We start from the raw sequence: 24,917 nt of genomic DNA, 5'->3' as shown, positions 1-24,917 counted from the left end.
AGACCTGCGGGTGGGTGCTTTCCGAAGCTACTCGGCCGCTTCGGCCGCCGCCTCCTCGATGATCCGCTCAGCGACCTCACGCATCGTCATCCGATGATCCATCGCCGTCCGCTGAATCCACTTGAACGACTGCGGCTCCGTCATCCCGTACTGCGTCATGAGCGCACCCTTCGCGCGCTCCACCGCCTTACGAGTCTCCAGCCGGTCGGACAACCCGGCGACCTCAGCCTCCAACGCCGCCACCTCGGCATGCCGCGACAACGCGATCTCGATCGCCGGCACCAGATCCGACTTCTGGAACGGCTTCACCAAGTACGCCATCGCACCGGCCGCCCGCGCCCGCTCCACCAGATCCCGCTGACTGAACGCCGTCAGAATGATCACCGGAGCCAGCCGCGCGCCGGCGACCTTCTCCGCCGCCGCCAAACCATCCATGATCGGCATCTTGATGTCGAAGATGCACAGATCGGGCTTCAGCTCCTCGGCCAGGCGTACCGCGGTCTCACCGTCCCCGGCCTCGCCGACGACCTCGTAGCCCTCCTCGCCCAGCATCTCGGCGAGGTCGAGCCGAATGAGCGCCTCGTCCTCCGCGATCAGCACCCGCTTGCGCGCCGCGCCCTCGGTCACGAACCCAACCCCCAACAGCGAAATCCTCGAACACCCGATATCCGGGTGCAACCTCCATAAGCCTAGTGGGTACTCTAGACGGGCCACCGTCCCCGTATTCCAACTGGCAGAGAAGCGGAGCTCAAACCTCCGACAGTGTGGGTTCGAATCCCACCGGGGGCACCATCGCAGGTCAGACGCCTTGTCGTACGTTCGTACGAGAATGCGTCGCATGGCTGATCGGCATCCCGTCGAGCGTCGGCGTGAAGCACGGGCGCAATACGCCTTGGGACGCAGCATCGCAGCGATCGGGCGTGCGATGGGGGTGCCACGTCACACAGTCTGGTACTGGTGCGTCGGCCAGGGACGCCTGGACCTCACCTCCGAATCGGCGACCCGCTGTCCTCGTTGCCAAGACCCGCCAGCCCCGCCGCCCGATCTTGAGGCGTATGCCTATCTGCTAGGTGTCTACCTCGGCGACGGTCATCTCGTGCTGACCTCGAAGACACCGGTGCTCAGGATCGCCTGCGACGACAAGTACCCCGCGATCAAGGACGAGGCCGAAGCGGCGATGCTCGCTACGCTCGCCTACAAGGTCGGGCGAGTGCAGTCCATCGGATGCTCGTATCTCCAGTCCTACGCGAAGCATTGGCCGTGTCTGCTTCCGCAGGCCGGTCCCGGGAAGAAGCACAACCGCCCGATCGTCCTCGAACTGTGGCAGGAGGAGATCGTGGCCGCCCATCCGGGCCGTTTCCTGCGCGGCCTGTTCCACTCGGACGGCTGCCGCGTGGTCAACCGCGTGCACAGGGGCGGCCGCGACTACGAGTACCCGCGCTATTTCTTCAGCAACAAGTCGCCGGACATCATGCGGATGTGTCAGGTGGCGTTGAACCGGCTCGGGGTCGAGTGGCGGATGGCGCGGCCGGATTCGCTCAGCGTCGCGCGGCGTACGGCGGTGGAGCGGTTGGATCGCGACGTCGGCCCGAAGGACGGATAAGACGTCGGCCCGAAGGACGGATAACTCGCGCGACCGGGCTGGGCGTGGCCGGTAGGCTGGGCGGCTATGCGCTGGTCACAGATGTTTGTCCCTACTTTGCGGCAGGATCCGGCGGACGCCGACGCCGTGAGCCATCGACTGTTGCTCCGGGCCGGGTTCATCCGGCAGCTCATGGCGGGGCATTACAGCCTGCTGCCGTTGGCGATCCGCGTACGCGCGAAGATCATGACGGTGATCCGGGAGGAGATGGATCGGATCGGGGCGCAGGAGTTCCTGTTGCCGGCGATGCATCCGGCCGAGATCTGGCACAAGTCGGGGCGCTGGGATGTCATGGGGCAGGAGATGTTCCGGCTGCGTGATCGGCGGGGCGCTGATCTGGCGTTGGGGATGACGCATGAGGAGATCTTCGCGACGGTCGCTTCGGAGTTGCGGTCCTATCGGGAGTTGCCGCAGGCGTGGTATCAGTTCCAGACGAAGTTCCGGGATGAGCCGCGGCCGAAGAGTGGTCTGATGCGCGTTCGCGAGTTCACGATGAAGGACTCGTACACGTTCGATGTGGATGAGGCCGGGCTGGATACCGCGTTCGATCGGCATTACGAGGCGTATCGGCGGATTTTCGAGCGGCTGGGGATTCCGGTCGTGGCGGTCGAGGCGTCGAACGGGACGATGGGCGGCAGTGATTCGCGGGAGTTCATGTGCCCGTCGGGTGCCGGTGAGGACATCACGATCGTCTGTCCGGGGTGTGGGTACGCGGCGAATGTGGAGGCTGCGCAGGCGGCGCTGACGGCTGTCGAGGACGTGGATCTGCTGGACGCGCCGGAGCGGTTCGCCACCCCGGGCGTACGCACCATCGAGGATCTCGCGGTCGGGCATGGCTTCGCCGGGGATCGTCAGATCAAGACGCTGGTGTATGTCGTGGACGATCAGTTGACGCTGGTGTTGTTGCGGGGCGACCACGCGCTGGTGGAGCAGAAACTGGTGGACGCGCTCGGGGCGATCGCGATTCGGCCGGCGCAGGCGGAGGAGATCCGTTCGGCGCTCGGTGCGTTGCCCGGCAGTCTGGGGGCGGTCGGCGTCAGCGAGTTGCCGATCGTGGCGGATGAGGCGTTGCGCGGGCGGCGTGGGATGGCGACCGGCGCCAACGTGGACGACGTGCACTTGCGTGGGGTCGAGGTCGATCGGGACATCGTGGTCGGGCGCTGGGCCGATCTGCGAGAGGTGGTCGCCGGGGAGCCGTGCGTACGCTGTGGCACGCCGTTGGAGGCGACGAAGACCGTCGAGGTCGGGCACATCTTCAAGCTGGGGCGTAAGTACAGCGAGTCGATGGGTGTCAGCGTGCTGATGGCGGACGGGACTCGGGTCGCGCCGATCATGGGTTCGTACGGCATCGGGGTGGAGCGGGCCATCGCGGCGATCGTCGAGACGCATCACGATGACAAGGGCATCGTGTGGCCGATGGCGGTGGCGCCGTTCCAGGTTGTCATCGTGCAGCTCGGTACCGATGAGGCGACCGCGTTGGCGGCCCGTGAGCTGTACGAGCGCTTGGGTAACAACGGTATCGAGGTCGTCTGGGACGACCGCGAGGAGCGGCCGGGCGTGAAGTTCAGCGACGCCGAGTTGGTGGGCATCCCGTTGCGGGTGACTGTCGGTGCGCGTGGGCTGGCCCGGGGCATCGTCGAGGTGACGCGCCGGTCGACCGGGGACACCGTCGAGGTGCCGGTCGAGGAGGCCGCCGTACGCCTCGCCGACCAAATCCGCCCCGCCTAACCCCCTCACCCTCCCTCCCCCGCCCTCCAGGGCGCGATCATGAACTTTCGGACACGACACGCCGGTCGATCATGACCGAAGGTTCATGATCGCGCGGATAGCCCGAGGGGAGGGCGCGGGTTAGGCGAGGCGGAGGCGGAGGGCGCGGTAGAGCAGGCCGACGCCGAAGACGGCGAGCCCGCCGACGACCGCCGGCCAGGGCAGTGTGGCGACGAGCACCACGCAGCCGAGGGCGCCGAGTGCCTGGAGGATCCGCGGGTAGCGCCGGTCGGCGCCGGTCTGGGTCCAGGCGGCCAGGTTGGCGATCAGGTAGTACACCAGGACGCCGAAGGATGAGAAGCCGATCGCGCCGCGGAGGTCGACGGTGAGCACGAGCGCGCAGACCACGACGGCGAGGGCGATCTCGGCTCGGTGGGGGACGGCGTACCGGGGGTGCACGGCGGAGAGCCAGCGGGGCAGGTCGTCGTGGCGGGCCATGGCCAGTGCGGTGCGGCCGATCCCCGCGATGAGGGCCAGCAGTGCGCCGAGGCTGGCGAGGGCGGCTCCGACGCGGACGAGGGGCGCGGCCCAGTTCCAGCCGGCGGCGTGCACGGCGTCGGCCAACGGGGCGACCGACGCGGCCAGCTTCTCCGGGCCGAGGACGTGCAGGAGCGCTACGCCGATGACGGCGTAGACGCCGACGGCCAGGGCCAGTGCGGTCAGAATGGCTCGCGGAATCGTGCGCTGCGGCTCGCGTACCTCTTCTCCCATGGTCGCGATCCGCGCGTACCCGGCGAAGGCGAAGAACAGCAGACCGGCCGATTGCAGGACCCCGTAGGGTGACGCGCCGCGCGAAGCTGCTGGGCCCGGGGGCCCCAGCAGGCCCGCGGTGGCGACCACCGCGAGCACGGCCAGGACCGCGACGACGATGATCATCGCAAGCCGGGCGGTACGCGTGACGCCGCGGTAGTTGACCGCGGCCAGGGCGAGGACCGCGACGACGGCGGCCGGGCGCTGCCAGGGCGCGGGTACGGCGTAGGCGGCGAACGTCAAGGCCATGGCCGCGCAGGAGGCGGTCTTGCCGACGACGAACCCCCAGCCCGCGACGTAGCCCCACCACTCCCCCAGCCGTTCGCGGCCGTAGACGTAGGTGCCGCCGGAGGTCGGGTACTGCGCGGCGAGCTGGGCCGACGCCGTGGCGTTGCAGTACGCGACGACGGCGGCCACGGTCAGTCCGGCGAGCAGCAGGCTGCCGGCGGCTCGCGCGGCGGGGGCGAACGCCGCGAAGACGCCGGCTCCGATCATCGAGCCGAGCCCGATGACGACCGCGTCGGCCGGGCCGAGCCGGCGGGCCAGTTCCACGCCGCGATTGTGTCAGCCGGCAGCCCGGCCCGGGTGCCCGGTCAGGCGTCGGCGACCGCCAGGGACTTCGCGGCCGGAACGGCTCTGAGGTGGACGGTGTCGCCGGGTGCCAGGCCGAGCCGGCTCGCCGCGCCGCGGGTGATCTGCGCCCAGACGTCGCGGTCGCCGGCGGTCAGCTCGACGCGTACCTCGAAGCCGAGGTGCACGATCCGGTTGACGACGGCCGCCGTCGAGCCGTCGGCGGGCTCGGCGGTGACGTCGATGTCGTGCGGCCGGACCAGACGGCCGTCCAGCTCGGTCACCGGGCCGAGGAAGCTCATGACGAACGGGCTGGCCGGGTTGTCGTAGAGGTCCTGCGGTCGGCCGGCCTGTTTCACCTCGCCGTCGGCGAGCACCACGATCTCGTCGGCGACGTCCATCGCCTCCTCCTGGTCATGGGTGACGAAGACGGTCGTCACGTGCACCTCGTCGTGCAGGCGGCGCAGCCAGGTCCGCAGCTCTTTGCGTACCTGGGCGTCGAGCGCGCCGAACGGCTCGTCGAGCAGCAGCACCTGCGGTTCGACGGCGAGCGCGCGGGCCAGCGCCATGCGCTGCCGCTGGCCGCCGGACAGCTGCGCCGGGTAACGGTCGGCGAACTGTTCGAGGTGGACCAGCTGCAGCAGCTCGTCGACCCGGGCCTGGATCTCGGCCTTCGGCCGCTTGCGGATCTCCAGCCCGAAGGCGACGTTGCGGCGGACGCTCATGTGCTTGAACGCCGCGTAGTGCTGGAACACGAACCCGACGTTGCGGCGCTGCGGCGACAGCCGGGTGGCGTCCACGCCGGAGATGAGCACCGCTCCGGCGTCCGGGGTCTCCAGTCCGGCGATGACGCGCAGCAGGGTGGACTTGCCGCCGCCGCTCGGACCCAGCAGGGCGGTCAGCGAACCGGAGGCGATGTCGACCGAGACGTCCTTGAGCACCGGGGTGCGGCCGAACGACTTCGAGACGCCGCGTACTTCGATGGCCATCAGTTGCCGTCCTTCGGGCGCAAAAGGGTGGTCAGGAGCAGGGAGCCGACGGCCAGCAGGGCCAGTACGGTGGCGGCGGCGAACGCGGCGGGCACCTCGTAGTTGAGGTAGCGCTCCTCGACGAACAGCGTCAGGGTCTGGGTCTCGCCGACGACTTTGCCGGAGACGACCGCCACCGCGCCGTACTCGCCGAGCGCGCGAGCCAGGCACAGCACGATTCCGTAGCCGAGCGCGCTGCGGATGCCGGGCAGGGTGATCCGGCGGAACGTCTGCCACGCGCCCGCGCCGAGGGTCCGGGCGGCTTGTTCCTGGTCGTCGCCCATCTCTTCGAGCACCGGCACGATCGCCCGGACGACGAGCGGCAGGGAGACGAAGACGGTGGCCAGGACCATGCCGGGGAGGGAGAAGATGACGTGGATTCCGGCGCTCTCCAGCCAGCCGCCGACCGTCGAATACCGCCCGTACGCCAGGATCAGCGCGAGCCCGACGACGACCGGGGAGACCGCCAGCGGGAGATCGATGAGCGCGTTGAGCAGTCGTTTGCCGGGGAAGTTCGTCCGCGTGAGCAGCAGGGCGACCCCGACACCGAAGACGGTGTTCAGGACGACGGCCCACACGGCGACCTGGAGTGTCACCTGGAAGGCGTGGATCGCCTCCTCGGTGGTCAGCGCGTCGATCACGTTCTGCAGTCCGTCGCCGAAGGTCTGCCAGACGATCAGACCCACCGGCAGGATCAGCAGGAACAGCAGGTAGACCAGGGCGATCGCGCGGAGCAGGTACTTAGCCACGGCGGGACCCCCAACGCTGGACGAGATCCAGTCCGATGAGGACGACGAAGGCCACGACGAGCAGCGCCGTCGAGACGGCGGCCGCCGACGCGGTGTCGTCGCTCTCGATGCGGCCGAAGATGTTGACCGCGGCGACCTGGGTCTTGAAGGGCAGGTTGCCCGACAGCAGGACGGTGGAGCCGAACTCGGCGATGGCGCGGGTGAACGCCAGCCCCGCGCCGGAGACCATGGCCGGGACCAGGTTGGGCAGGATGATCCGGCGGAAGGTCAGCCACGGGCCGGCGCCGAGGGAGAACGCCGCCTGCTCCATGTCCCGGTCGAGTTCCTGGAGGACGGGCTGCACCGTACGCACGACGAACGGCAGCGTGACGAACAGCAGCGCGATGACCACCCCGGCCCGGGTGTACGCCAGGTTCAGGTGCAGTGGGCTCTTCACCCCATACAGGGCGAGGAGGACGAGGCCGGCGACGATGGTGGGCAGGGCGAACGGCAGGTCGATCAGGGTGTCGACGATGGCCTTGCCGGGGAACCGGTCGCGGACCAGCACCCAGGCGATGAGCGTACCCATGAGCACGTTGATGACCGCGACCAGCGCGGAAGCCCCGAGGGTCAGCTTGAGCGCCGCCCATGAGTCCGGGGTGGTGACCGCTGACCAGAACGTGCCGAACCCGCCCTCGACGCCCTTCCACGCGACGACAGTCAGCGGGAACAGCACGATCAGGCTGAGGTAGAGCACCGCGAGGCCCAGCCCGAGGCCGGGGCCGACGCGTGGTTTGCGACGGACCGAGGCCGGCACGCCCGCGGGAGCGGGAGCACCGGCCTCGGTGAGAACGGGGGCGGACATCACTTGCTCGGGCTCGCGCTGGGGCTGGTCGCCACGGTCGCGACGCCGTGCTTGGCCTCGATCAGGGCGATCGAACCGGTCTTGGCGTCGAAGAACTCCTTGGTCACGGCCGGCCAGCCGCCTAGGTCCTGGATCGTGAACAGGCCGGACGGGGTCGGGAAGGTCACGCCGGTGTCCACTCCGGACACGGTGGGCCGGTAGCCGTTCTGCGCGAAGATCTTCTGCCCTTCGGCCGAGTAGAGGAAGTCGAGGAACGCTTTGGCCTCAGCCGGGTGCTCGGAGTTCTTGGTGACCGCGATCGGGTTCTCGATCAGGATGGTCGAGTCCGGCACGGTGTAGTCGAGCTCCTGGTTGTGCTGCTGGGCGAAGATCGCCTCGTTCTCGTAGGAGAGGATCGCGTCGCCCTTGCCGCCGGTGAACGTCTGGAGCGAGGCCCGCGCCGACGCGTCCTGCACCGGCACGTTGCCGATCAGGCTGTCGATGTACGCCAGCCCGGTCGCCTTGTCCGCTCCCTTGTTCGCCTTGGCCCCGTACGCCGCCAGGATGTTCCACCGGGCGCCGCCGGAGGTGAACGGGTTCGGGGTGATGACCTCGACACCCGGCTTGATCAGGTCGTCCCAGGTCTTCAGGCCCTTCGGGTTGCCCTTGCGGGTGGCGATGACGACGACCGAGTCGGTGATGAAGCCCTTGGTCGGGCCGCTGTTCCAGTCCTCGGCGACCAGGCCGGCGGTGACGAGCCGGGTCAGGTCGGGCTCCAGGGAGAACGCCGCGATGTCGGCCTTGAGACCGGCCGCGACCGCCCGGCTCTGATCGCCGGAGGCGCCGAAGGACGTCTTGAACTTGACGTTCTTGCCGGCGTCGGTCTTCTGGAAGGCCTTGATCAGCGCCTCATATGCCGCCTGCGGAGTGGAGTACGCCACCAGCGAGAGCGTCACCTCGGCCTTGTCCCCGCTACCGGAGTCGCCGTCGCCGCATGCCGTGAGCGCAGCCGTCGCCAGTACGGTCGCCGCGATCCCGGCGGCGAGTCGGATGCTCTGCCTTCTGGTGACCATTCCTACTAATCCCATCATCCATAGTTTTCCTACTGACTTGATGGGTTTTGAGTTTGCCATGGTCGACCAACGATGGGAAGAGGCACTTTCGGGTGACCCCAGTCACCCGCTGGGCACGCCGGGTGGCTCGTTCGGCGAGTGCCGGTGGCCCTCCCGGCGCAGGGCTGACGGCTCCCCCCGGCAAGCGCCGGCAGCTCCCGGCGCTGGCAGCTCCCCGGCCAGCGCTCGCAGCTGCCCGGCAAGCGCTGGCAACTTCCCGGCTGGCGCTGGCAGCGATCATGCCGCTGGGGGAACGATCAGGGCGCTAGGGACATGACACGCCGGTCGATCACGACCGATAGTTCATGATCACGCCGAAAACACCGGCGAAGGGTCACGCCGAGAACACCGGCGAAGGGTCACGCCGAGAACACCGGAGCTAGAAGGGGAGCTGGCCGCTGGCCAGGTGCGCGAACGTCACCTGCTCCAGCATGCGCCGCTCCTGGGCTTCGACGGCGACCCAGACGTTCTGCAGCGTACGCGCGGGGCCCTGGTAGTCGAGGTCGGCCGGGATGTGGCCGCGCACTTGGGACAGCGGTCCGTCGATGATCTCGATGACTTCGGCGAGGCTGATCTGCGCGGCGGGCCGGGCGAGCCAGTAGCCGCCTTCGGGGCCGCGCTGGGCGTTCACCACTCCTCCACGCCGCAGCTGCAGCAGGATGCTCTCCAGGAACTTCGGCGGGATCTCCTGCGCCTTCGCGATCCGCTCCGAGGTGATCGGGAACTCGCCTGGAGGTTTCCCCGCTACGACAGGTTCGATCGTCGCCAGTTCGATGACGGCGCGGATCGCATAGTCGACGCGGGCGGAGAGGCGCATGCGAGTAATTATCACACTCCTCGTCCGGTCCTTGGGACGCCAGGGGCAGGGCTCGACCAGGCCATTGTCGTTATCCTACTATGCCGATAGGTTAAATCTTCTTGACCGGAATTGGAGGTGACCATGACCCGGCTCGTCCTGCTCGCCCTCGTCGGCCTGGCGGCTCAGCTCGTCGACGGCGCGCTCGGCATGGCGTACGGCGTCACGTCGACGACGTTGCTGCTGCTCGCCGGGGTCGCGCCGGCCTCCGCCAGCGCGTCGGTCCACCTCTCCGAGATCGGCACGACCCTCGCCTCCGGCATAGCGCACTGGCGCTTCGGCAACGTCGACTGGCGGGTCGTCACCCGGATCGCCGTTCCGGGCGCGGTCGGCTCCTTCCTCGGCGCGACCGTGCTGAGCACCATCTCGACGTCGACGGCCGCGCCGTGGACCTCGGGCGTACTGCTCGCGCTGGGCGTCTTCCTGGTCGCCCGGTTCACCCGCCCACTGCGCCCGGCTCGGCCACGGCCGGTGCGTACCCGGTTCCTGGCCCCACTCGGGCTGGTCGCAGGCTTCGTCGACGCCACCGGCGGAGGCGGCTGGGGTCCGATCGCGACACCCACGCTGCTCGCCTCGGGCCGCATGGAACCGCGCAAGGTGATCGGCTCGGTCAACACCGCGGAGTTCCTGGTCGCGGCGGCCGCCAGCGCCGGCTTCCTGATCGGCCTCGGCACCTCCGGCTTCGTCCTGCCCACGGTCATCGCCCTACTCGCGGGCGGCGTCGTCGGCGCGCCCCTGGCCGCTTGGCTCGTCCGCGCGGTCCCGGGCCAGGTCATCGGGGCCGCGGTCGGCGGGCTCATCATCCTCACCAACACCCGCACCCTGTTGCGCGTGTCCGACCTCGAAAGCTCCGTGGGCCCGTGGCTCTATCCGCTGCTCGGGCTCGTGTGGGTCAGTGCGATCACGATCGCGATCCGCATCCACCGACGAGTACGCACAACGCGGCAACCGTCGCCGGTAGCCGAGCCGGAGCTGGAACCCGCCGTCTAGCTCCCCCGGACGGGGCCCCACGCGCGCGGCGGAGATCGGCGGCAGCCGACAATCAGGGGCGTCCTACCGCGCTCTTCGTCGGCCACCGCCGATCATGGCCACACGAACCGCGGAGATCGTCGGCAGCCGACGATCAAGGGCGTCCTACCGCACAACTCGTCGGCCACCGCCGATCATGGCCACACGAACCGCGGAGATCGTCGGCGGCCGACGATCAAGGGCGTCCTACCGCGCAACTCGTCGGCCACCGCCGATCATGGCCACACGAACCGCGATGAACGTCGGCCGACGACGATCATGGGGGGTGGCAGCGCGCCAACTACGAAGTGCTCGGGAAGGTGGGCGGGGCGACGAACGTAGATCGTGACGCCCGGCGCGCGGAGCGGCAGCCCGGACGAGCCCGGTAGCCGGCCGCGCGGCATACTGCCCGGCCCGCGAGGCTGGCAGGCCGGGCCGGGCGACGGGTAGACACCGCGCGGATGCGGGCCCGGACCGGCCGGTGCCCGGCGGGAGCGACGGGCTGCCGCTCGGCGGAGCCGGGACAAGACCTCGCGGAAGATCAGACCGGCGAAGGATCAGACCTTGCGGAGCAGGCCCTCTTGGACGGCGGTCGCGATGTGACGGCCGGACGCGTCGAGCATCCGGCCCGCGGCCAGACCGCGCGCGCCCGAGGCCGACGGGGACCAGGAGTCGTAGAGGAACCACTCGTCGGCGCGGAACGGCCGGTGGAACCACAGCGCGTGGTCGAGGCTCGCCCCGATGACGCCGCCGGGTCCCCAGACCTCGCCGTGGTAGGACAGGACCGAGTCGAGCAGCGTCAGGTCGGACGCGTACGTCAGCGCGCAGGCGTGCACGAGCGGGTCGGTCGGCAGTTTGCCGTCGATGCGCATCCAGACGCGCTGATGCGGGTCGGGCGTACGGTCGCCGGGGCGGACCCAGCCGGGCTCGCCGACGTAGCGGACGTCGAGCGGGCGCGGGATCTGCGTCCAGATCGCCACGCGCTCCGGGTACTTCGCGAGCCGGTCGAGCATCGTCGGCAGCTCGTCCGGGCCGGGCACGTCCGACGGGCCCGGCGCGTGATGGTCGAGGCCCTGCTCCTCGATCTGGAACGAGGCCGACATCAGGAAGATCGGCTTGCCACCCTGCAACGCGACCGACCGCCGGACCGAGAACGACCGGCCGTCGCGGATGACCTCGACGGCGTAGTCGATCGGCTCCTGCGGATCGCCGGGGCGGACGAAGTAGCCGTGCAGCGAGTGCACATGCCGGGCCGGGTCGACGGTACGCCCGGCGGCCGACAGCGCCTGCGCGGCGACCTGACCTCCGTAGACCCGCATCGGCAGGTGACTCGTGCTGTGCCCACGGAACCGGAGCTCGTCGTGCTGCTCCAGGTCGAGCAGCCGAATCAGGTCGTCGACGGCGGCCTGCCCCATGAGCGGGCCACCGTCGGCGTCCGAGGTCACCGGTAACCGGCCAGCGCGGGCGTGAGGGAGCCCAGCTCGTGCACCCGCAGGGTGTTCGTCGAGCCCGGGGTGCCGGGCGGGCTGCCCGCCACGATCACGACGATGTCGCCCGGCTTGGCCCGGCCGAGGCCCAGCAGCGCCTGGTCGACCTGGCGGAACATGTCGTCGGTGTGGTGCACGAACGGCACCAGGAACGTCTCGACACCCCAGGACAGCGCCATCTGGTTGCGGACGTGCTCCTCCGGCGTGAACGCCAGCAGCGGCAGCGTGCAGTGCAGCCGGGCGAGGCGGCGGACGGTGTCGCCGGTCTGCGTGAACGCGACCAGGGCCCGGGCGCCGACGGCGGTGGCGATGTTGGAGGCGGCCACGGTGAGCGCGCCACCCCGCGTACGCGGGTCGTGCTGGAGCCGGGGCACGCCGACCTGGCCGGCCTCGGTGGTCGTGATGATCTTCGCCATCGTGCTGACGGTGAGCACCGGGTACTTGCCGACGCTGGTCTCGCCGGACAGCATCACCGCGTCCGCGCCGTCGAGGACGGCGTTGGCGACGTCGCTGGCCTCGGCGCGGGTCGGGCGCGAGTTCTCGATCATCGAGTCGAGCATCTGGGTCGCCACGATGACCGGCTTGGCGAACTCCCGGCACAGCTGGACGGCCTTCTTCTGCACCAGCGGGACCTGGTCGAGCGGCATCTCCACGCCGAGATCGCCGCGCGCCACCATCACGCCGTCGAACGCGTCCACGATCGCCTCGAGGTTGGCGACCGCTTCCGGCTTCTCCACCTTCGCGATGACCGGGCGGTGGATGTCCTCCTCCGCCATGATCTGGTGGACGAGCTTGATGTCCTCGGGCGAACGCACGAAGGACAGGGCGATCCAGTCGACGCCGAGCCGCAGCGCGAACCGCAGGTCCTCGGTGTCCTTCTCGGACAGTGCCGGGACGCTGATCGCGACGTTCGGCAGCGAGACGCCCTTGTTGTTGGAGACCATGCCGCCCTCGACGACGCGGCACTTGATGTCGGGCCCGTCGACGGCGATCACCTCGACGGCCACCTTGCCGTCGTCGATGAGCAGCTTGTCGCCCGGCCGCACTTCCTCGGGCAGCTTCTTGTAGGTGCACGAGACCCGGTCGGCGGTGCCCTCGATCTCCTCGCTGGTGATCGTGACCGTGTCACCGGTACGCCACTCGTGCGGTCCGTCGATGAACCGGCCGAGCCGGATCTTCGGGCCCTGGAGGTCGGCGAGGATGGCCACCGCCGCGCCGGCGGCCCGCGCCTGGCGGCGTACCTGCTCGTAGACGGCCTCGTGGTCGGCGTGGTCGCCGTGGCTGAAGTTGAGGCGGGCGACGTTCATGCCCGCGTCGATGAGGCCCTTGAGCCGCTCGGGGCTACTGGTCGCGGGGCCAAGGGTGCAGACGATTTTCGCGCGGCGTGTCACGTTGACTGAGCCTAGCCCTCAACCCCCCGAACCACGAAGCCGGGATACACCCTTTAACGCTAGTTCACCTGCGGCATTCTTAGTTGTCCGCTGCGCCTAACCGGGCAGAGAGATCGAATATTCGCATGCGGTCCGTTGCCCACGCCTTCTAGCGTCGGCGGCATGATGCGCACACCCCTGGGCCGCGACGACTGCGGCCTCGCGCTCGACGCGCTGCGCGCGTGGGCCAAGCCCGGCCGGTCGTCCAGTTCGCTCCACGTCGGCGACGTCGGCTGGTTCCTGCGCTTCGAGGAGGACACCGTCCGCTCCGCGCTGGCGCTGTGGTCGGACGCCACCGGGCCGGTCGCCGTCGAACTCTTCGACGATCCGGGACGCCGAATCACGCTCGCGCCGCGGGTGGAAGCCGAGCCGGAGCTGCTGACCGCCGTGGTCGACGAGATCCGCCGCGACGGCGGGCCGGTCGAGCTCGCGCCCGAGTCGGGGGTGCGTACCGCACTGCTCCAGGCGGGCTGGACGGAGGATCCGTCGCCGGCGGCCCACTTCGTCCTGCCGCTGTCGGGCCCGATCGCCGTCGACGTCCCGTACGTCCTCGTCGGCGAGGCCGACGCGGCGGCCCGGGTGGACGTGCAGCGCTCCGCGTTCCAGCGGTCGACCTTCACGGTGGCGCGCTGGCGGCAGCTGCATGCCTCGCCCGCCGGTCGCTACGCCGTCGACGTTCTGGTGCGTACGCCCGGCGGGTCGGCTGCGGCGGCCGCCATCGGCTGGTTCGCCGGGCCCGGCCGGTGCGCCGTGCTCGAACCGGTCGGCACCCATCCCCGCTACCGCCGTCGCGGTTACGGGCGGGCCGTCGTCCTGGCCACCGCCGAGGAACTACGCCGGTTGGGCGCGAGCGCCGTCGCCGTGCTGCCGCCCGCCGACAACGAACCGGCCGTCGGCGTGTACCGAGCGGCCGGGTTCGAAGTGGTCGGGCACGAGCACACGCTCAACCCGCCCGCATCATGAGCGCCGCCGCCGGCGACGTCAGCGGTCCATCCGGCGCGTCAGGTCTTCGAGCTGCTCGGTCAGCTCGTCGATGCGGGCGATCCCGCGGTCGAACTCGCTGCCCTCGCTGGGCCGCATGCCCATCTCGCCGCCCATGATGTCCTCGGCCTGCTCGTTGTACGCCGCCTGAGCGGCCGTGATCGCCGCCGTCACCGCATGCGAGAGCCGATCGGCGCCGCTGCGCAGGGCCGACTCGTCGATCCGCAGATCGCGCAGCATCCCGCCGGCCCCGGTACGCGCGACGACCAGTCCGTCGGGCGACCGGCCCTCGGCGCTGGCCTGCTCGAGCCGCTCCTGGGCCCGGCGCAGCCGGTCCACCTGGTCCAGTGCGTAGTGCGCGAGACCATCCAAATTGTTCATGCCGGCCATGGCCGCCTCCCCGGTGTCCAAACCCGCCCCAGAGTTATCCACAGGGCGCGGAGGCACCATAGCCACCCGGGCCGAACCATGCCAAGATTCCCGTTGTGCCCGACGACATCACCGCGACGATGGCCCGTGACGTGGCTCCGATCCTCGCGCCGGGCGAGGAGTTGGCGGTCGCCGCGATCATCACGTCCTCCGACCCCGGAGCCACCGGACCGGTCCGGGTCGGCCCGGAGCTGGGCAACTTCGTCATCCGGCTGCTCACTCTCGGGCTGGTCGGCGAGAACACCCAGCTGATGCGGCGCGCGTTCTGGGGCCGCTCGGTCTCGGGGCCGCCCAACTCGCTGGCGCACACGCTGCACGACCTGATCCACGAGGCGAGCTGGGCCAAGCTGGTGCTCACCGACAAGCGCGTCATCATCGCGCGCGGTGAGCTGCTCGGCCCCGGCAGCTACAAGTTCGATCTGGTCGGGTCGCTGCCGCGGACCGCTGTCGTGGGCGCCCGACCGGCGCCGAAGGGCCTGATGCGGCGGGGCCGCCTGGAGCTGCGTTACGCCGACGGCTCCACCGGCGTCGTCAATCTGCTGAAGAAACAATCGTCCGTCGTGCTGCGCGCACTGGGAGGGTGACGCGCCGCCAGGCGGGGTTCCATGGGGAGGGAACGCAGGAGTGGATACCACCAAGATCGCCTTACAGGCCCTGGACGGCTACCGGCAGGCGGCGACGCAGATCGCCGACGGGTTCGACCGGGCCAAGCAGGGGCTGAACGACGCCGACGTGAGCGGTGACAGCTTCGGGCTGCTCCAGGAGTCGCAAGGCATCGCCGGGAAGTACAGCGAGCGCTGTGAGGACGGCCTCCAGGTGCTGACCGACGGCCGGACCGTCTTCGACGCGCTGGCCGACGCGATGGAGGCGGTTCGCGACGCCTACCGCTCGGCCGACCTGGCCGCCGCCCAGCGATACGGAGGTAAGTGATCATGGCGCGTTCCGAATCCGGTGCGATGCGCATCGACGGCTGGCTGGCACCGGCCGGGGCGGCGCTGCACATCGTCAAGCCGATCGTCGACTTCCTGTCGCACCCGCTCGACCAGGTCACCGGCGACCCCGAAGGGTTGCGGGCCAAGGCCCAGGCGTGGAAGCAGGCCGCGACCACGGTCGACGGGCTCATCACCCAGGAGGCCGATGCGCGAGCCCGGCTGATCGCCGCCTGGGAGGGTGACGCCGCGAACGCGTTCAACCGGGAGATCGGCGAGCTGGCGACCAGCCTCGCCCAGATCGTCGAGCACTTCAACGGCACGGCCGAGATGCTCGAGCAGTGCGCGATCGGCGCGGAGCAGGCCGAGGAGCTGGTGGTCGACATCGTCAAGGAGTTGATCGCCTGGCTGATCGTCACGATCATCGTGGCGCTGGCCTCCTCGTGGATCACCCTCGGCGCGTCGGTCGCGGCCGGCACCGCCGCTGGATGGGCCGAGTCCGCGGTCGCCGCCGGCCGGTGTGCCACGGTCGCCGCCAAGCTGGCCAAGCTGCTGCGGACAGCCGAGGCGTTCCTCAAGAAGATGAGCGACTTCGCGAAGGCGTACAAGCTGACGAAGATCATGAAGACCGGCGTGGGCAACTGGACGAAGGCCCGGTTCGCCACCGGCGCGGGCTTCCAGCTGATGGCCACCAACTGGGTGATCAAGAAGACGATCGTCGAGCCGACCGTCGGCAAACATGTCGTCCGACCGGCCGTCGGGGCCGGCGACACGTCGATCGACTGGCCAGCCCTGTTATAACCAGAACAGGAGAGAGGGGGTCCCGGCGCCGGGACCCCCTCTTCTGCTGTTCAGGCGGCGGCGAGCGGCCGGGACGACGGGCGTACCGGGGCCGGCAGGGCGCCCTCGGCTCCCAGGTAGGCGTGGATCGCGGCGGCGGCGGAGCGCCCTTCCGCGATGGCCCACACGATCAGCGACGCTCCCTTGTGCACGTCACCGGCGGCGAAGACGCCGGGCGTACTGGTCTGCCAGGCGGCGTCGACCGCGACGGTCCCCCGCGCCGGCAGTTCCAGCTGCTCCAACGCGGCGTACGCGTCGGTGCCCTCGAAGCCGATCGCGAGCAGCACCAGGTCGGCCGGGATCTCCCGTTCGCTGCCCGGGACGACCGTCACGACACCGCGCCCGTTGATCCGCTGCACCGTCACGTCGGTGAGCACGATGGCGCGGACATTGCCCTGGCCGTCGTCGACGAACCGCTGGACCGCCACGGAGAAGACGCGCTCGCCGCCCTCCTCGTGAGCCGGGTAGTTCCGCAGGATCCAGGGCCAGGTCGGCCACGGGTCCCGCTCGTCCTCGCGGGAGTTCGGCGGCAGCGGGTACCGGTCGAGCTGGGTCACCGAGGCGGCGTTCTGCCGGTGCGCGACGCCGAGGCAGTCCGCACCGGTGTCGCCGCCACCGATGATGATCACGTGCTTGCCCTCGGCGGTGATCTCCGGCACGGTTCCGCCCTCGACCAACCGGTTGCTCTGCACCAGGTGATCCATCGCGAGGTGCACGCCACGCAGCGCCCGCCCCGGCGTCTCCGGGGTGTCCCGCCCGGCCAGCGCGCCCGTCGCCAGCAGGACCGCGTCGTGCTGCGCGCGCAGGTCGGCGGCCGAGACGTCGACGCCGACGTTCACCCCGGTCCGGAACTCGACGCCTTCCTCGGCCAGCTGCGCGGCGCGGCGGTCGATGTGGTGCTTCTCCAGCTTGAAGTCCGGGATGCCGAATCGCAGCAGGCCGCCGACCTTCTCGTCCCGCTCGTAGACGGTCACCTGGTGTCCGGCGCGGGCGAGCTGCTGAGCGGCGGCCAGCCCGGCCGGGCCGGAGCCGACCACCGCGACCGACTTGCCCGACGACACCGGCGCCGGCTGCGCGACGACCGTGCCGTCGGCGAACGCCTGGTCGATGATGGACACCTCGACCTGCTTGATCGCGACGGGGGCATCCCCGATCCCGAGTACGCACGCCGCCTCGCACGGAGCGGGGCACAGCCGCCCGGTGAACTCCGGGAAGTTGTTGGTGGCGTGCAGGGACTCGATCGCCGACGCCCACGATCCCGTCCGGACCAGGTCGTTCCAGTCGGGGATCCGGTTGCCGAGCGGGCAGCCGTCGTGGCAGAACGGGATGCCGCAGTCCATGCAGCGGGTGGCCTGCTCGCGGACCAGCTCCTCGCCGGCCGGCGGGTAGACCTCCCGCCAGTCCATGATCCGGACCGGGACGGGGCGACGGGCCGGCAGCCGCCGGCCGTATCGCAGGAAACCATTGGGATCAGGCACGGGAGACCTCCATGACAGCCGCATCCACGTCGCGACCGGCAGCCTCGGCGGCCCGCATGACTTCCAATACCTTCTTGTAGTCCCGGGGGATCACCGCGGTGAACCGGGTGATCGCGGCGTCCCAGTCGCCCAGCAGCTTCTCGGCCACCGTCGACCCGGTCTCCGCGTAGTGCTTCGCGACGACGTCCCGCAGCGTGGCGGCCGCCGCCCCGGTCACCGGGTCGAGGTCGACCAGATCCCGGTTGACCAGGTCGGTGTCCAGGTCGAGCAGGTACGCCTGCCCGCCGCTCATGCCGGCGGCGAAGTTGCGCCCGGTCGGGCCGAGCACGACGACCGTGCCGCCGGTCATGTACTCGCAGCCGTGGTCGCCGACGCCCTCGACCACGGCGGTCGCGCCGGAGTTGCGTACGGCGAATCGCTGGCCGGCCTGCCCGCGCAGGAACACCTCACCCGAGGTCGCGCCATAGAGCACGGTGTTGCCCGCGATGACGTTGGCCTCGGCGGCGAACGGCGCCGACGAGTGCGGCCGGACGATCAGGCGACCGCCGGACAGGCCCTTGCCGACGTAGTCGTTGGCGTCGCCGAGCAGCCGCAAGGTCACCCCGCGGGGCACGAACGCGCCGAACGACTGCCCGGCCGTGCCGACCAGGGTGAAGTCGATGGTGCCGTCGGGCAGGCCCTTGCCCCGGTACCGCCGGACCACCTCGCCGCCCAGCATCGCGCCGACACTGCGGTGCTCGTTGCGGACGGTGACGGTCGCCTCGACCGGCGCGCCGCTCTCCAACGCCGGCGCCGCGAGTTCCAGCAACGCGTTGTCCAGCGACTTCTCCAGCTGGTGGTCCTGGTCGCGGGTCTTGCGCAGGGCGGCCCCGACCGGAAGCGACGGCTGGTGCAGGACGGCGGTCAGGTCGAGACCGTGCCCCTTCCAGTGGTCCACCGCCGGGGTGAAGTTCAGCAGGTCGACCCGGCCGACGGCCTCGTCGACGCTGCGCAGGCCCAGCGCGGCCAGGTGCTCCCGGACCTCCTGGGCGAGGAACAGGAAGAAGTTCTCGACGAACTCCGGCTTGCCGGTGAACCGCTCGCGCAGCCGCGGGTTCTGCGTCGCGATGCCGACCGGGCAGGTGTCCAGGTGGCAGACGCGCATCATCACGCAGCCCGCGACGATCAGCGGCGCGGTCGCGAAGCCGAACTCCTCCGCCCCGAGCAGCGCGGCGACCACCACGTCACGGCCGGTCTTCAGCTGGCCGTCGACCTGCACCGTCACCCGGTCGCGCAGCCCGTTCAGGAGCAGCGTCTGCTGCGTCTCCGCGAGGCCCAGCTCCCATGGCGTACCAGCGTGTTTGAGGCTGTTGAGCGGTGACGCGCCGGTGCCGCCGTCGTGGCCCGAGATGAGGATGACGTCGGCCTTGAGCTTGGCGACGCCCGCGGCGACGGTGCCGACGCCGCTCTCGCTGACCAGCTTGACGTGGACCCGCGAGGCCGGGTTGACGCTCTTGAGGTCGAAGACGAGCTGCGCGAGGTCTTCGATCGAGTAGATGTCGTGGTGCGGCGGCGGCGAGATCAGCCCGACGCCCGCGGTGGCGTGCCGGGTCTTGGCGATCCACGGCCACACCTTGTTGCCGGGCAGCTGGCCGCCCTCGCCGGGCTTGGCCCCCTGCGCCATCTTGATCTGCAGGTCGTCCGCGTTGACCAGGTACTCGGTGGTCACGCCGAACCGGCCGGAGGCGATCTGCTTGACCGACGAGCGCCGGGCCGGGTCGTAGAGCCGCTCGACGTCCTCGCCGCCCTCGCCCGTGTTGGACTTGGCGCCGAGGTTGTTCATCGCGATCGCGAGCGTCTCGTGCGCCTCGGCCGAGATCGAGCCGTAGCTCATCGCGCCGGTGGCGAACCGCTTCACGATCGCCTCGACCGGCTCGACCTCCTCGATCGGGATCGGCTGCCGCTCGGCGAAGGCGAACAGCCCACGCAACGAGCCTCCTTGGGTCGCGAGCTCGTCCACTTTCCGGGTGTAGTCACGGAAGACGTCTTCTTGCTTCGAGCGAGTGGCATGTTGAAGCAAGAAGACGGTCTCCGGGTTGAACAGGTGCAGCTCACCCTCGCGCCGCCACTGATACTCGCCGCCCACTTCCAGTCGGCGGTGCGCCTGCTCCGCGACGTTCAACGGGTACGCGACCGAGTGGCGGGCGGCGACCTCGGCGTGGATCTCGGCGAGCCCGATGCCGCCGATCTTCGACGAGGTGCTGGTGAAATAGCGGTCGACCAGCCGGGAGTCGAGGCCGACCGCCTCGAAGACCTGGGCGCCGCAGTAGGACGAGACCGTCGAGATGCCCATCTTCGACATGATCTTCTGGACGCCCTTGCCGAGCGCCTTGACGTAGTTGCGGATCGCCTTCTCCGGCGTGACACCCGGCAGGGCGCCCTCGCGGATCAGGTCCTCGGCGCTCTCGAACGCCAGGTACGGGTTGACCGCCGCCGCGCCGTAGCCGATCAGCACCGCGGCGTGGTGCACCTCGCGGCAGTCGCCGGACTCGATGATCAGCGCGACCTGCGTACGCGTCTGCTCCCGGATCAGGTGCTGATGCACGGCCGCCGTGAGCAGCAGCGACGGGATGGGCGCGAGATCGGCGGTGGAGTCCCGGTCGGACAGCACGAGGATGCGTACGCCGTCCTCGATCGCCTCCGAGACGTGGCGGCAGATCTCGGTCAGCCGCGCCTTGAGCCCGGCCGCGCCGTCCCGCAGCGGGTAGAGGCCGGACACCCGGACGGCCTTGTAGCCCGGCATGTCCCCGTCCTCGTCGATGGACAGGATCTTGGCCAGCTCGTCGTTATCGATGACCGGGAACGGCAGCACGATCTGGCGACAGCTCGCCGGGCCCGGATCGAGCAGGTTGCCCTCCGGCCCGATGGTGCCGGCCAGGCTGGTCACCATCTCCTCGCGGATGGCGTCCAGCGGCGGGTTCGTCACCTGCGCGAACAGCTGGTGGAAGTAGTCGTAGAGCAGTCGCGGCCGGGTCGACAGCGGCGAGATCGGGGTGTCGGTGCCCATCGAGCCCAGCGGCTCGGCCCCGGCCCGCGACATCGGCCCGATGAGGATCTTCAGCTCCTCCTCGGTGTAGCCGAAGGTCTGCTGGCGGCGCTGCACCGAGTCGTGCGTGTAGACGATGTGCGCCCGCTCGGGCAGCGACTCCAGGTGGATCAGGCCGCCGTGCAGCCACTCCGCGTACGGGGCGGCCGCGGCCAGCTCGCTCTTGATCTCCTCGTCGCCGATGATCCGGCCGGCCGCGGTGTCCACCAGGAACATCCGGCCCGGCTGCACGCGGCCCTTGGCGACCACGGTCGCCGGGTCGAGGTCGAGCATGCCGGACTCGCTGCCCAGCACCACCAGTCCGTCGCTGGTCAGCGACCAGCGGCCGGGGCGCAGGCCGTTGCGGTCCAGCACCGAGCCGACCACCGTGCCGTCGCAGAAGGCCACGTCGGCCGGGCCGTCCCACGGCTCCATCAGGCTCGCGTGGAACTGGTAGAACGCCTTGCGGGCGGCGCCCTCCGGGGTGCCCGCGAGGTTGGCGTCGTTCTCCCACGCCTCGGGGATCATCATCAGCACGGCGTGCGGCAGGCTGCGCCCGGTCAGGTGCAGCAGCTCCAAGACCTCGTCGAAGTTCGCCGAGTCCGAGCCGTCGGGCGTGCAGATCGGGAACAGGCGCTTGAGGTTGCCCGGGATCAACGGGCTGGCCAGCAGCGACTCCCGGGCCTGCATCCAGTTCTTGTTGCCCCGGATGGTGTTGATCTCACCGTTGTGCGCGATGAACCGGTACGGGTGCGCCAACGGCCAGCTCGGGAAGGTGTTCGTCGAGAAGCGCGAGTGCACCAGCGCGATGGCGCTGATCACCCGCTCGTCGGCGAGGTCCGGGAAGAACGTCGTGAGCTGCTCGGGCGTGAGCATGCCCTTGTAGACCACGGTCCGGCCGGACAGCGACGGGAAGTACAGCGGGACGCCGCGCTCGAACGACTCGCGCTCGGTCTGCTTGCGCACGCAGTACGCGACGCGCTCCAGCTCCAGCCCGTCCAGCGGCCGGTGCGGCGCGGCGAGGCTGTGCGCCTTCAGGAACACCTGGCGGATCCGGGGCCGGGCCCGCTCGGCTGTCGCGCCCAGGCCACGGGGGCGTACCGGGACGTCGCGCCAGCCGATGATCTCCGCGCCCTCAACGAGGGCGTACTTCTCCAGCACGGTCAGTGCGCGTGCCTCGTCCGCGCCGTTGGTCGGCAGGAAGACGAGACCGGTGACGTACTGCCCGGCGGGGGGCAGTTCGAACGCGGCGCCCTCGTCGGCGAGCACCGCCCGGTAGAACTCGTCCGGGATCTGGATCATGATCCCGGCGCCGTCCCCCGTCTCCGGCTCGGCGCCGCGGGCTCCTCGATGATCCAGCCGGCACAGGGCGGCCAAGCCCTTGGCCACGACGTCGTGTGCGCGGCGGCCATGGAGGTCGGCGACGAAGGCGACGCCGCAGGCGTCCTTCTCGTTGGCCGGATCGTAAAGGCCCTGGGGGTACGGGTATGCCACACCGGCCTCCTGTCGTCGTCGCGAGATCTGGATGCGTGAAACGCCCGCTCGCTCATGTGGGTCATCGGGACGACATCGGCCCTGGGGGAAGAATCCCGTTACGGTCGCCGACCGGGATCGCCGGTCAGCCATGCGGCAAGGTTGCCACCTGTGGCAAGTGTTGCTCGCCCCGTACGGGGAGTGAAAGTGAGTCTACGTTAACTCCCCCGTCATTCCGCCAGACACAGATAGATCACATGTCCACAAGCTGAGATGGCAGGTTATTCACGTCTTTTGCCAAACAAATGCCATATTCCGGATTAATGTGCGATTGACGGCAGCTCTGGTGCGTCATTGCCGTCCACTGTCCATCTGGAGGAAGGCAGGACGCGATGGGGAGCATCATCCGCGCCGGTGCACCGCTGAGCGGCGTAGCCGGGACGAGCACGAGCATTTCCGACACCCTGCAGCAATGGCTGGCGACCGTCGGCAACGCAGCGCTGAAGTGCATTGTGTTCCTGGTCATTCTGTTCGTCGGCTGGCTCATCGCCCGCGCGGTCGACTCCGCGGTGAGCCGGCTGCTGGCGAAGGTCGGCTTCGACCGGCTCGCCGAGCGGACCGGGTTGCGCCGCTGGACCGGCAAGTACGCGCCGAGCGCGCTGGTCGGCCGGATCGTCCGGTACATCCTGCTGCTGATCACACTGCAGCTGGCCTTCGGCGTCTTCGGGCCGAACGCGATCAGCGACCTGATCGACTCGATCATCGCCTGGATCCCGCGCCTCATCGTGGCCTGCGTGATCCTGGTCGTGGCGATCGCCATCGCGGGCGCGGTCTACGACATCATCCGCAACGCCCTGTCGCAGCTCTCCTACGGCAGGGGCCTGGGCCGGGCGGCCCAGATCGCGATCATCGTCCTCGGCGCGATCGCCGCGCTCAACCAGATCGGGGTCGCGACCACCGTCACGATGCCGGTGCTCATCACGATCCTGGCGACGATCGGCGGCATCCTGGTGGTCGGCGTCGGCGGCGGTCTCATCCAGCCGATGCGCGAACGCTGGGAGCGGATGCTCACCAAGGGCGAGGCCGAGATGACGAAGGTCTCGACCCACCTCAAGGGCGAACCGCCGCAGACCCCGTCCGTCTGACCTCGCACGCTCCTAAGGCGCTGGATCAGGGATCCGGGTCGAATCTTGCCGGGGAGCCTCTTGGGCGAGCCGCCAGGAGTGCGGTCAGGCAAGCTTCGACCGAGAACCCTGATCCAGCGCTCATTCGTGCGGGACGAGTCTCAGTTGGGCGGGAACCAGTTGGCGGCCTCGGCCCGGGCGCGATCCAGCACCCGCGTCGAGAGCACGCCGAACGCGGCGTCCCGGGCTCGCGTACCGAACCGGCCGCGCGGCGCGAGCACGGCGGCCACCCGCTTGGTCTGCCGGGCCACGGCCGCCGACCGCGGCACCCGGGCCTTCGAATACGCCAGCACAGCAGCCCGCAGGCCGTCCCCCGGTTGCGTCTGGTTGGCCAGGGCGACCAGCGTCGCCACGTCCTCGAAGGCCAGACAGGCGCCCTGCGCCAGGTGGTGAGCCATGCCGTGGGCGGCGTCACCGATGAGCGCCACACCACCGGTGGTGCTGGGCGTGCCGAACTCGGTCAGCGCCGGGTTGATCTCGCGTACGTCGTGTTGCACGAGGTCGTCGGGCTCGGTCGCGCCGAGCAGGTCGCCGACCGGCGCCGGCCACCGCTCGAACCAGCGCCGCAACAGGGCCAGCTGGGTGGCCGGAGCCTCCGGCCGGGCCGCTCCGGCGACGGTGGCCTGCCAGTAGATGCCGCCGCGGGTGGACGCCCCGGCCGACCCTCGCTCGCCGAGGGACGCCGCGAAGAACCGGTAGTCGCCGCCGAGGATCTCCGCACCCAGGGCCACATCCGTGGCCAGGTGGGGCGCTCGATACCAGGGGATGACGGCCCGCCAGGCGGCGTACCCGCTGCTGATCACGCTGGACTCCGGCGAGACCGCGCGCCGGACGACGGACTGGACCCCGTCGGCGCCGACGAGCAGATCGGCCTCCCACGTGGCGCGACCGTCGGTGACGCTGGGCCGGTCCCTGGGCGTGACGCGGGCCTGCCGCACCGAGATCCCGGTACGCACGTCGACCGTGGCGGTGAGCCGCGCGATCAGCGCGTCGTGCAGGTCTTCGCTGTGCACCACGACCGGCGCAGACCGGGGTGAAAGCGCGGCCGCCGCCCCCGGCTGGACGAGCCAGCTGCCGTCGGCGCGCCGGATGCCGCTGGGCGGGACCGGGGTCGCGATGGAGTCGAGCCCGTCGGCGAGGCCGAGCGCCCGCAGCGCCCGTACGCCGTTGGGCCACAACAACACCGCGGCCGGATCAGCGCGCAGCCGATCGTTGCGTTCCAGCAGGGTGACGCGCCACCCGTTGCGAGCCAGCGCTCCGGCGGCGGCGAGCCCGCCAACGCCGGCTCCGACCACCACCGCCTGCCCCATGCGGACC

General features: G+C 70.2%; 21 protein-coding genes and 1 tRNA gene. 9 read left to right on the top strand and 13 right to left on the bottom strand.

Annotated elements, in window-relative coordinates; all coding sequences use genetic code 11:
* Positions 1-27: 27 nt before the first annotated feature.
* Positions 28-627 carry an ANTAR domain-containing response regulator gene (locus tag HDA40_RS32855; protein ID WP_253763897.1) on the bottom strand — a complete coding sequence of 200 codons (600 nt, stop codon included), beginning with the start codon at positions 625-627 and terminating at the stop codon, positions 28-30.
* 88 nt (positions 628-715) lie between these two features.
* Between HDA40_RS32855 and HDA40_RS32850 the strand changes: the two genes are divergently transcribed.
* The 3 genes from HDA40_RS32850 (at position 716) to HDA40_RS32840 (ending at position 3,370) form a co-directional block, all read left to right on the top strand.
* Positions 716-792, top strand: a tRNA-Leu gene (locus HDA40_RS32850).
* A 46-nt stretch (positions 793-838) separates the two neighbouring features.
* The gene (locus HDA40_RS32845) at positions 839-1,603 is read left to right on the top strand and encodes an LAGLIDADG family homing endonuclease (RefSeq protein ID WP_253761676.1); all 765 of its coding nucleotides are present in this window, start codon (positions 839-841) and stop codon (positions 1,601-1,603) included.
* Between the two features lie 66 nt (positions 1,604-1,669).
* Positions 1,670-3,370: a proline--tRNA ligase gene (locus HDA40_RS32840; protein WP_275978353.1), complete on the top strand. Its 1,701-nt coding sequence runs from the start codon at positions 1,670-1,672 to the stop codon at positions 3,368-3,370.
* 120 nt (positions 3,371-3,490) lie between these two features.
* Here the strand turns inward: HDA40_RS32840 and HDA40_RS32835 are convergent, their stop codons facing one another.
* The 6 genes from HDA40_RS32835 to HDA40_RS32810 all read right to left on the bottom strand — a co-directional run bounded on the left by HDA40_RS32835 (position 3,491) and on the right by HDA40_RS32810 (position 9,258).
* A complete protein-coding gene (locus HDA40_RS32835; RefSeq protein WP_308197793.1) occupies positions 3,491-4,711 on the bottom strand; it encodes an APC family permease in 1,221 nt (406 codons plus the stop codon).
* Positions 4,712-4,752: 41 nt separating this feature from the next.
* Complete coding sequence (locus tag HDA40_RS32830) at positions 4,753-5,718, bottom strand: sulfate/molybdate ABC transporter ATP-binding protein (protein WP_253761674.1); 966 nt, start codon at positions 5,716-5,718, stop codon at positions 4,753-4,755.
* Complete coding sequence (locus HDA40_RS32825) at positions 5,718-6,506, bottom strand: sulfate ABC transporter permease subunit (protein ID WP_253761673.1); 789 nt, start codon at positions 6,504-6,506, stop codon at positions 5,718-5,720. The genes HDA40_RS32830 and HDA40_RS32825 overlap by 1 nt, the downstream gene beginning before the upstream one ends.
* Positions 6,499-7,350 (bottom strand): sulfate ABC transporter permease subunit CysT, encoded by an 852-nt coding sequence (cysT, locus tag HDA40_RS32820; protein ID WP_253761672.1) that lies wholly within the window; start codon positions 7,348-7,350, stop codon positions 6,499-6,501. Before cysT ends, HDA40_RS32825 begins: the two co-directional genes overlap by 8 nt.
* Positions 7,350-8,402, bottom strand: coding sequence for a sulfate ABC transporter substrate-binding protein (locus HDA40_RS32815; protein ID WP_253761671.1), 1,053 nt, complete (start codon positions 8,400-8,402; stop codon positions 7,350-7,352). The genes cysT and HDA40_RS32815 overlap by 1 nt, the downstream gene beginning before the upstream one ends.
* A gap of 418 nt (positions 8,403-8,820) precedes the next feature.
* Positions 8,821-9,258 carry an RrF2 family transcriptional regulator gene (locus HDA40_RS32810; protein WP_253761670.1) on the bottom strand — a complete coding sequence of 146 codons (438 nt, stop codon included), beginning with the start codon at positions 9,256-9,258 and terminating at the stop codon, positions 8,821-8,823.
* Between the two features lie 123 nt (positions 9,259-9,381).
* On the opposite strand from HDA40_RS32810, the gene HDA40_RS32805 reads away from it, so the two are divergent.
* Entirely contained in the window at positions 9,382-10,287 is a 906-nt protein-coding gene (locus HDA40_RS32805) for a sulfite exporter TauE/SafE family protein (protein WP_253761669.1), read from the top strand.
* 575 nt (positions 10,288-10,862) lie between these two features.
* On the opposite strand, the gene HDA40_RS32800 is transcribed toward HDA40_RS32805, so the two are convergent.
* A complete protein-coding gene (locus tag HDA40_RS32800) occupies positions 10,863-11,720 on the bottom strand; it encodes an acyl-CoA thioesterase (protein WP_253763895.1) in 858 nt (285 codons plus the stop codon).
* A 26-nt stretch (positions 11,721-11,746) separates the two neighbouring features.
* Positions 11,747-13,183 carry a pyruvate kinase gene (pyk, locus tag HDA40_RS32795; protein WP_253761668.1) on the bottom strand — a complete coding sequence of 479 codons (1,437 nt, stop codon included), beginning with the start codon at positions 13,181-13,183 and terminating at the stop codon, positions 11,747-11,749.
* Positions 13,184-13,345: 162 nt separating this feature from the next.
* On the opposite strand from pyk, the gene HDA40_RS32790 reads away from it, so the two are divergent.
* On the top strand, positions 13,346-14,185 hold the full coding sequence (locus HDA40_RS32790) for a GNAT family N-acetyltransferase (protein ID WP_253761667.1): 840 nt from the start codon (positions 13,346-13,348) through the stop codon (positions 14,183-14,185).
* A gap of 18 nt (positions 14,186-14,203) precedes the next feature.
* Here HDA40_RS32790 and HDA40_RS32785 read toward each other — a convergent pair whose 3' ends face one another.
* A complete protein-coding gene (locus HDA40_RS32785) occupies positions 14,204-14,584 on the bottom strand; it encodes a YbaB/EbfC family nucleoid-associated protein (protein WP_253761666.1) in 381 nt (126 codons plus the stop codon).
* Between the two features lie 104 nt (positions 14,585-14,688).
* On the opposite strand from HDA40_RS32785, the gene HDA40_RS32780 reads away from it, so the two are divergent.
* From HDA40_RS32780 to HDA40_RS32770, 3 genes are read left to right on the top strand one after another with little or no spacing between them, the layout of a single operon-like run.
* Positions 14,689-15,216 (top strand): hypothetical protein, encoded by a 528-nt coding sequence (locus HDA40_RS32780; protein ID WP_253761665.1) that lies wholly within the window; start codon positions 14,689-14,691, stop codon positions 15,214-15,216.
* A 40-nt stretch (positions 15,217-15,256) separates the two neighbouring features.
* Positions 15,257-15,562 carry a hypothetical protein gene (locus HDA40_RS32775; RefSeq protein ID WP_253761664.1) on the top strand — a complete coding sequence of 102 codons (306 nt, stop codon included), beginning with the start codon at positions 15,257-15,259 and terminating at the stop codon, positions 15,560-15,562.
* 2 nt (positions 15,563-15,564) lie between these two features.
* Complete coding sequence (locus tag HDA40_RS32770) at positions 15,565-16,362, top strand: WXG100 family type VII secretion target (RefSeq protein WP_253761663.1); 798 nt, start codon at positions 15,565-15,567, stop codon at positions 16,360-16,362.
* A gap of 50 nt (positions 16,363-16,412) precedes the next feature.
* Here the strand turns inward: HDA40_RS32770 and HDA40_RS32765 are convergent, their stop codons facing one another.
* Together HDA40_RS32765 and gltB are read right to left on the bottom strand one after the other, a co-directional pair.
* On the bottom strand, positions 16,413-17,879 hold the full coding sequence (locus tag HDA40_RS32765; RefSeq protein WP_253761662.1) for a glutamate synthase subunit beta: 1,467 nt from the start codon (positions 17,877-17,879) through the stop codon (positions 16,413-16,415).
* The gene (gene gltB / locus HDA40_RS32760; RefSeq protein WP_253761660.1) at positions 17,872-22,437 is read right to left on the bottom strand and encodes a glutamate synthase large subunit; all 4,566 of its coding nucleotides are present in this window, start codon (positions 22,435-22,437) and stop codon (positions 17,872-17,874) included. The genes HDA40_RS32765 and gltB overlap by 8 nt, the downstream gene beginning before the upstream one ends.
* Before the next feature lie 371 nt (positions 22,438-22,808).
* Between gltB and HDA40_RS32755 the strand changes: the two genes are divergently transcribed.
* Positions 22,809-23,561, top strand: coding sequence for a mechanosensitive ion channel family protein (locus HDA40_RS32755; protein ID WP_253761659.1), 753 nt, complete (start codon positions 22,809-22,811; stop codon positions 23,559-23,561).
* 140 nt (positions 23,562-23,701) lie between these two features.
* On the opposite strand, the gene HDA40_RS32750 is transcribed toward HDA40_RS32755, so the two are convergent.
* A complete protein-coding gene (locus HDA40_RS32750; protein ID WP_253761658.1) occupies positions 23,702-24,910 on the bottom strand; it encodes an FAD-dependent oxidoreductase in 1,209 nt (402 codons plus the stop codon).
* Positions 24,911-24,917: the final 7 nt, after the last annotated feature.

Source organism: Hamadaea flava (genome assembly GCF_024172085.1).
GTDB lineage: Bacteria > Actinomycetota > Actinomycetes > Mycobacteriales > Micromonosporaceae > Hamadaea > Hamadaea flava.
The sequence above is the reverse complement of the archived record's forward strand: the minus strand, read 5'-3'. Positions and strand labels throughout refer to the sequence as shown.

What these genes read in the sequence shown, in the direction of transcription:
- HDA40_RS32845 (WP_253761676.1), top strand. Translation starts at nt 839, where the DNA reads ATGGCTGATCGGCATCCCGTCGAGCGTCGGCGTGAAGCACGGGCGCAA.
- HDA40_RS32840 (WP_275978353.1), top strand. Translation starts at nt 1,670, where the DNA reads ATGCGCTGGTCACAGATGTTTGTCCCTACTTTGCGGCAGGATCCGGCG.
- HDA40_RS32830 (WP_253761674.1), bottom strand. Translation starts at nt 5,718, where the DNA reads ATGGCCATCGAAGTACGCGGCGTCTCGAAGTCGTTCGGCCGCACCCCG.
- cysT (WP_253761672.1), bottom strand. Translation starts at nt 7,350, where the DNA reads ATGTCCGCCCCCGTTCTCACCGAGGCCGGTGCTCCCGCTCCCGCGGGC.
- HDA40_RS32815 (WP_253761671.1), bottom strand. Translation starts at nt 8,402, where the DNA reads ATGGTCACCAGAAGGCAGAGCATCCGACTCGCCGCCGGGATCGCGGCG.
- HDA40_RS32810 (WP_253761670.1), bottom strand. Translation starts at nt 9,258, where the DNA reads ATGCGCCTCTCCGCCCGCGTCGACTATGCGATCCGCGCCGTCATCGAA.
- HDA40_RS32805 (WP_253761669.1), top strand. Translation starts at nt 9,382, where the DNA reads ATGACCCGGCTCGTCCTGCTCGCCCTCGTCGGCCTGGCGGCTCAGCTC.
- HDA40_RS32800 (WP_253763895.1), bottom strand. Translation starts at nt 11,720, where the DNA reads ATGGGGCAGGCCGCCGTCGACGACCTGATTCGGCTGCTCGACCTGGAG.
- HDA40_RS32790 (WP_253761667.1), top strand. Translation starts at nt 13,346, where the DNA reads ATGATGCGCACACCCCTGGGCCGCGACGACTGCGGCCTCGCGCTCGAC.
- HDA40_RS32785 (WP_253761666.1), bottom strand. Translation starts at nt 14,584, where the DNA reads ATGAACAATTTGGATGGTCTCGCGCACTACGCACTGGACCAGGTGGAC.
- HDA40_RS32770 (WP_253761663.1), top strand. Translation starts at nt 15,565, where the DNA reads ATGGCGCGTTCCGAATCCGGTGCGATGCGCATCGACGGCTGGCTGGCA.
- HDA40_RS32755 (WP_253761659.1), top strand. Translation starts at nt 22,809, where the DNA reads ATGGGGAGCATCATCCGCGCCGGTGCACCGCTGAGCGGCGTAGCCGGG.
- HDA40_RS32750 (WP_253761658.1), bottom strand. Translation starts at nt 24,910, where the DNA reads ATGGGGCAGGCGGTGGTGGTCGGAGCCGGCGTTGGCGGGCTCGCCGCC.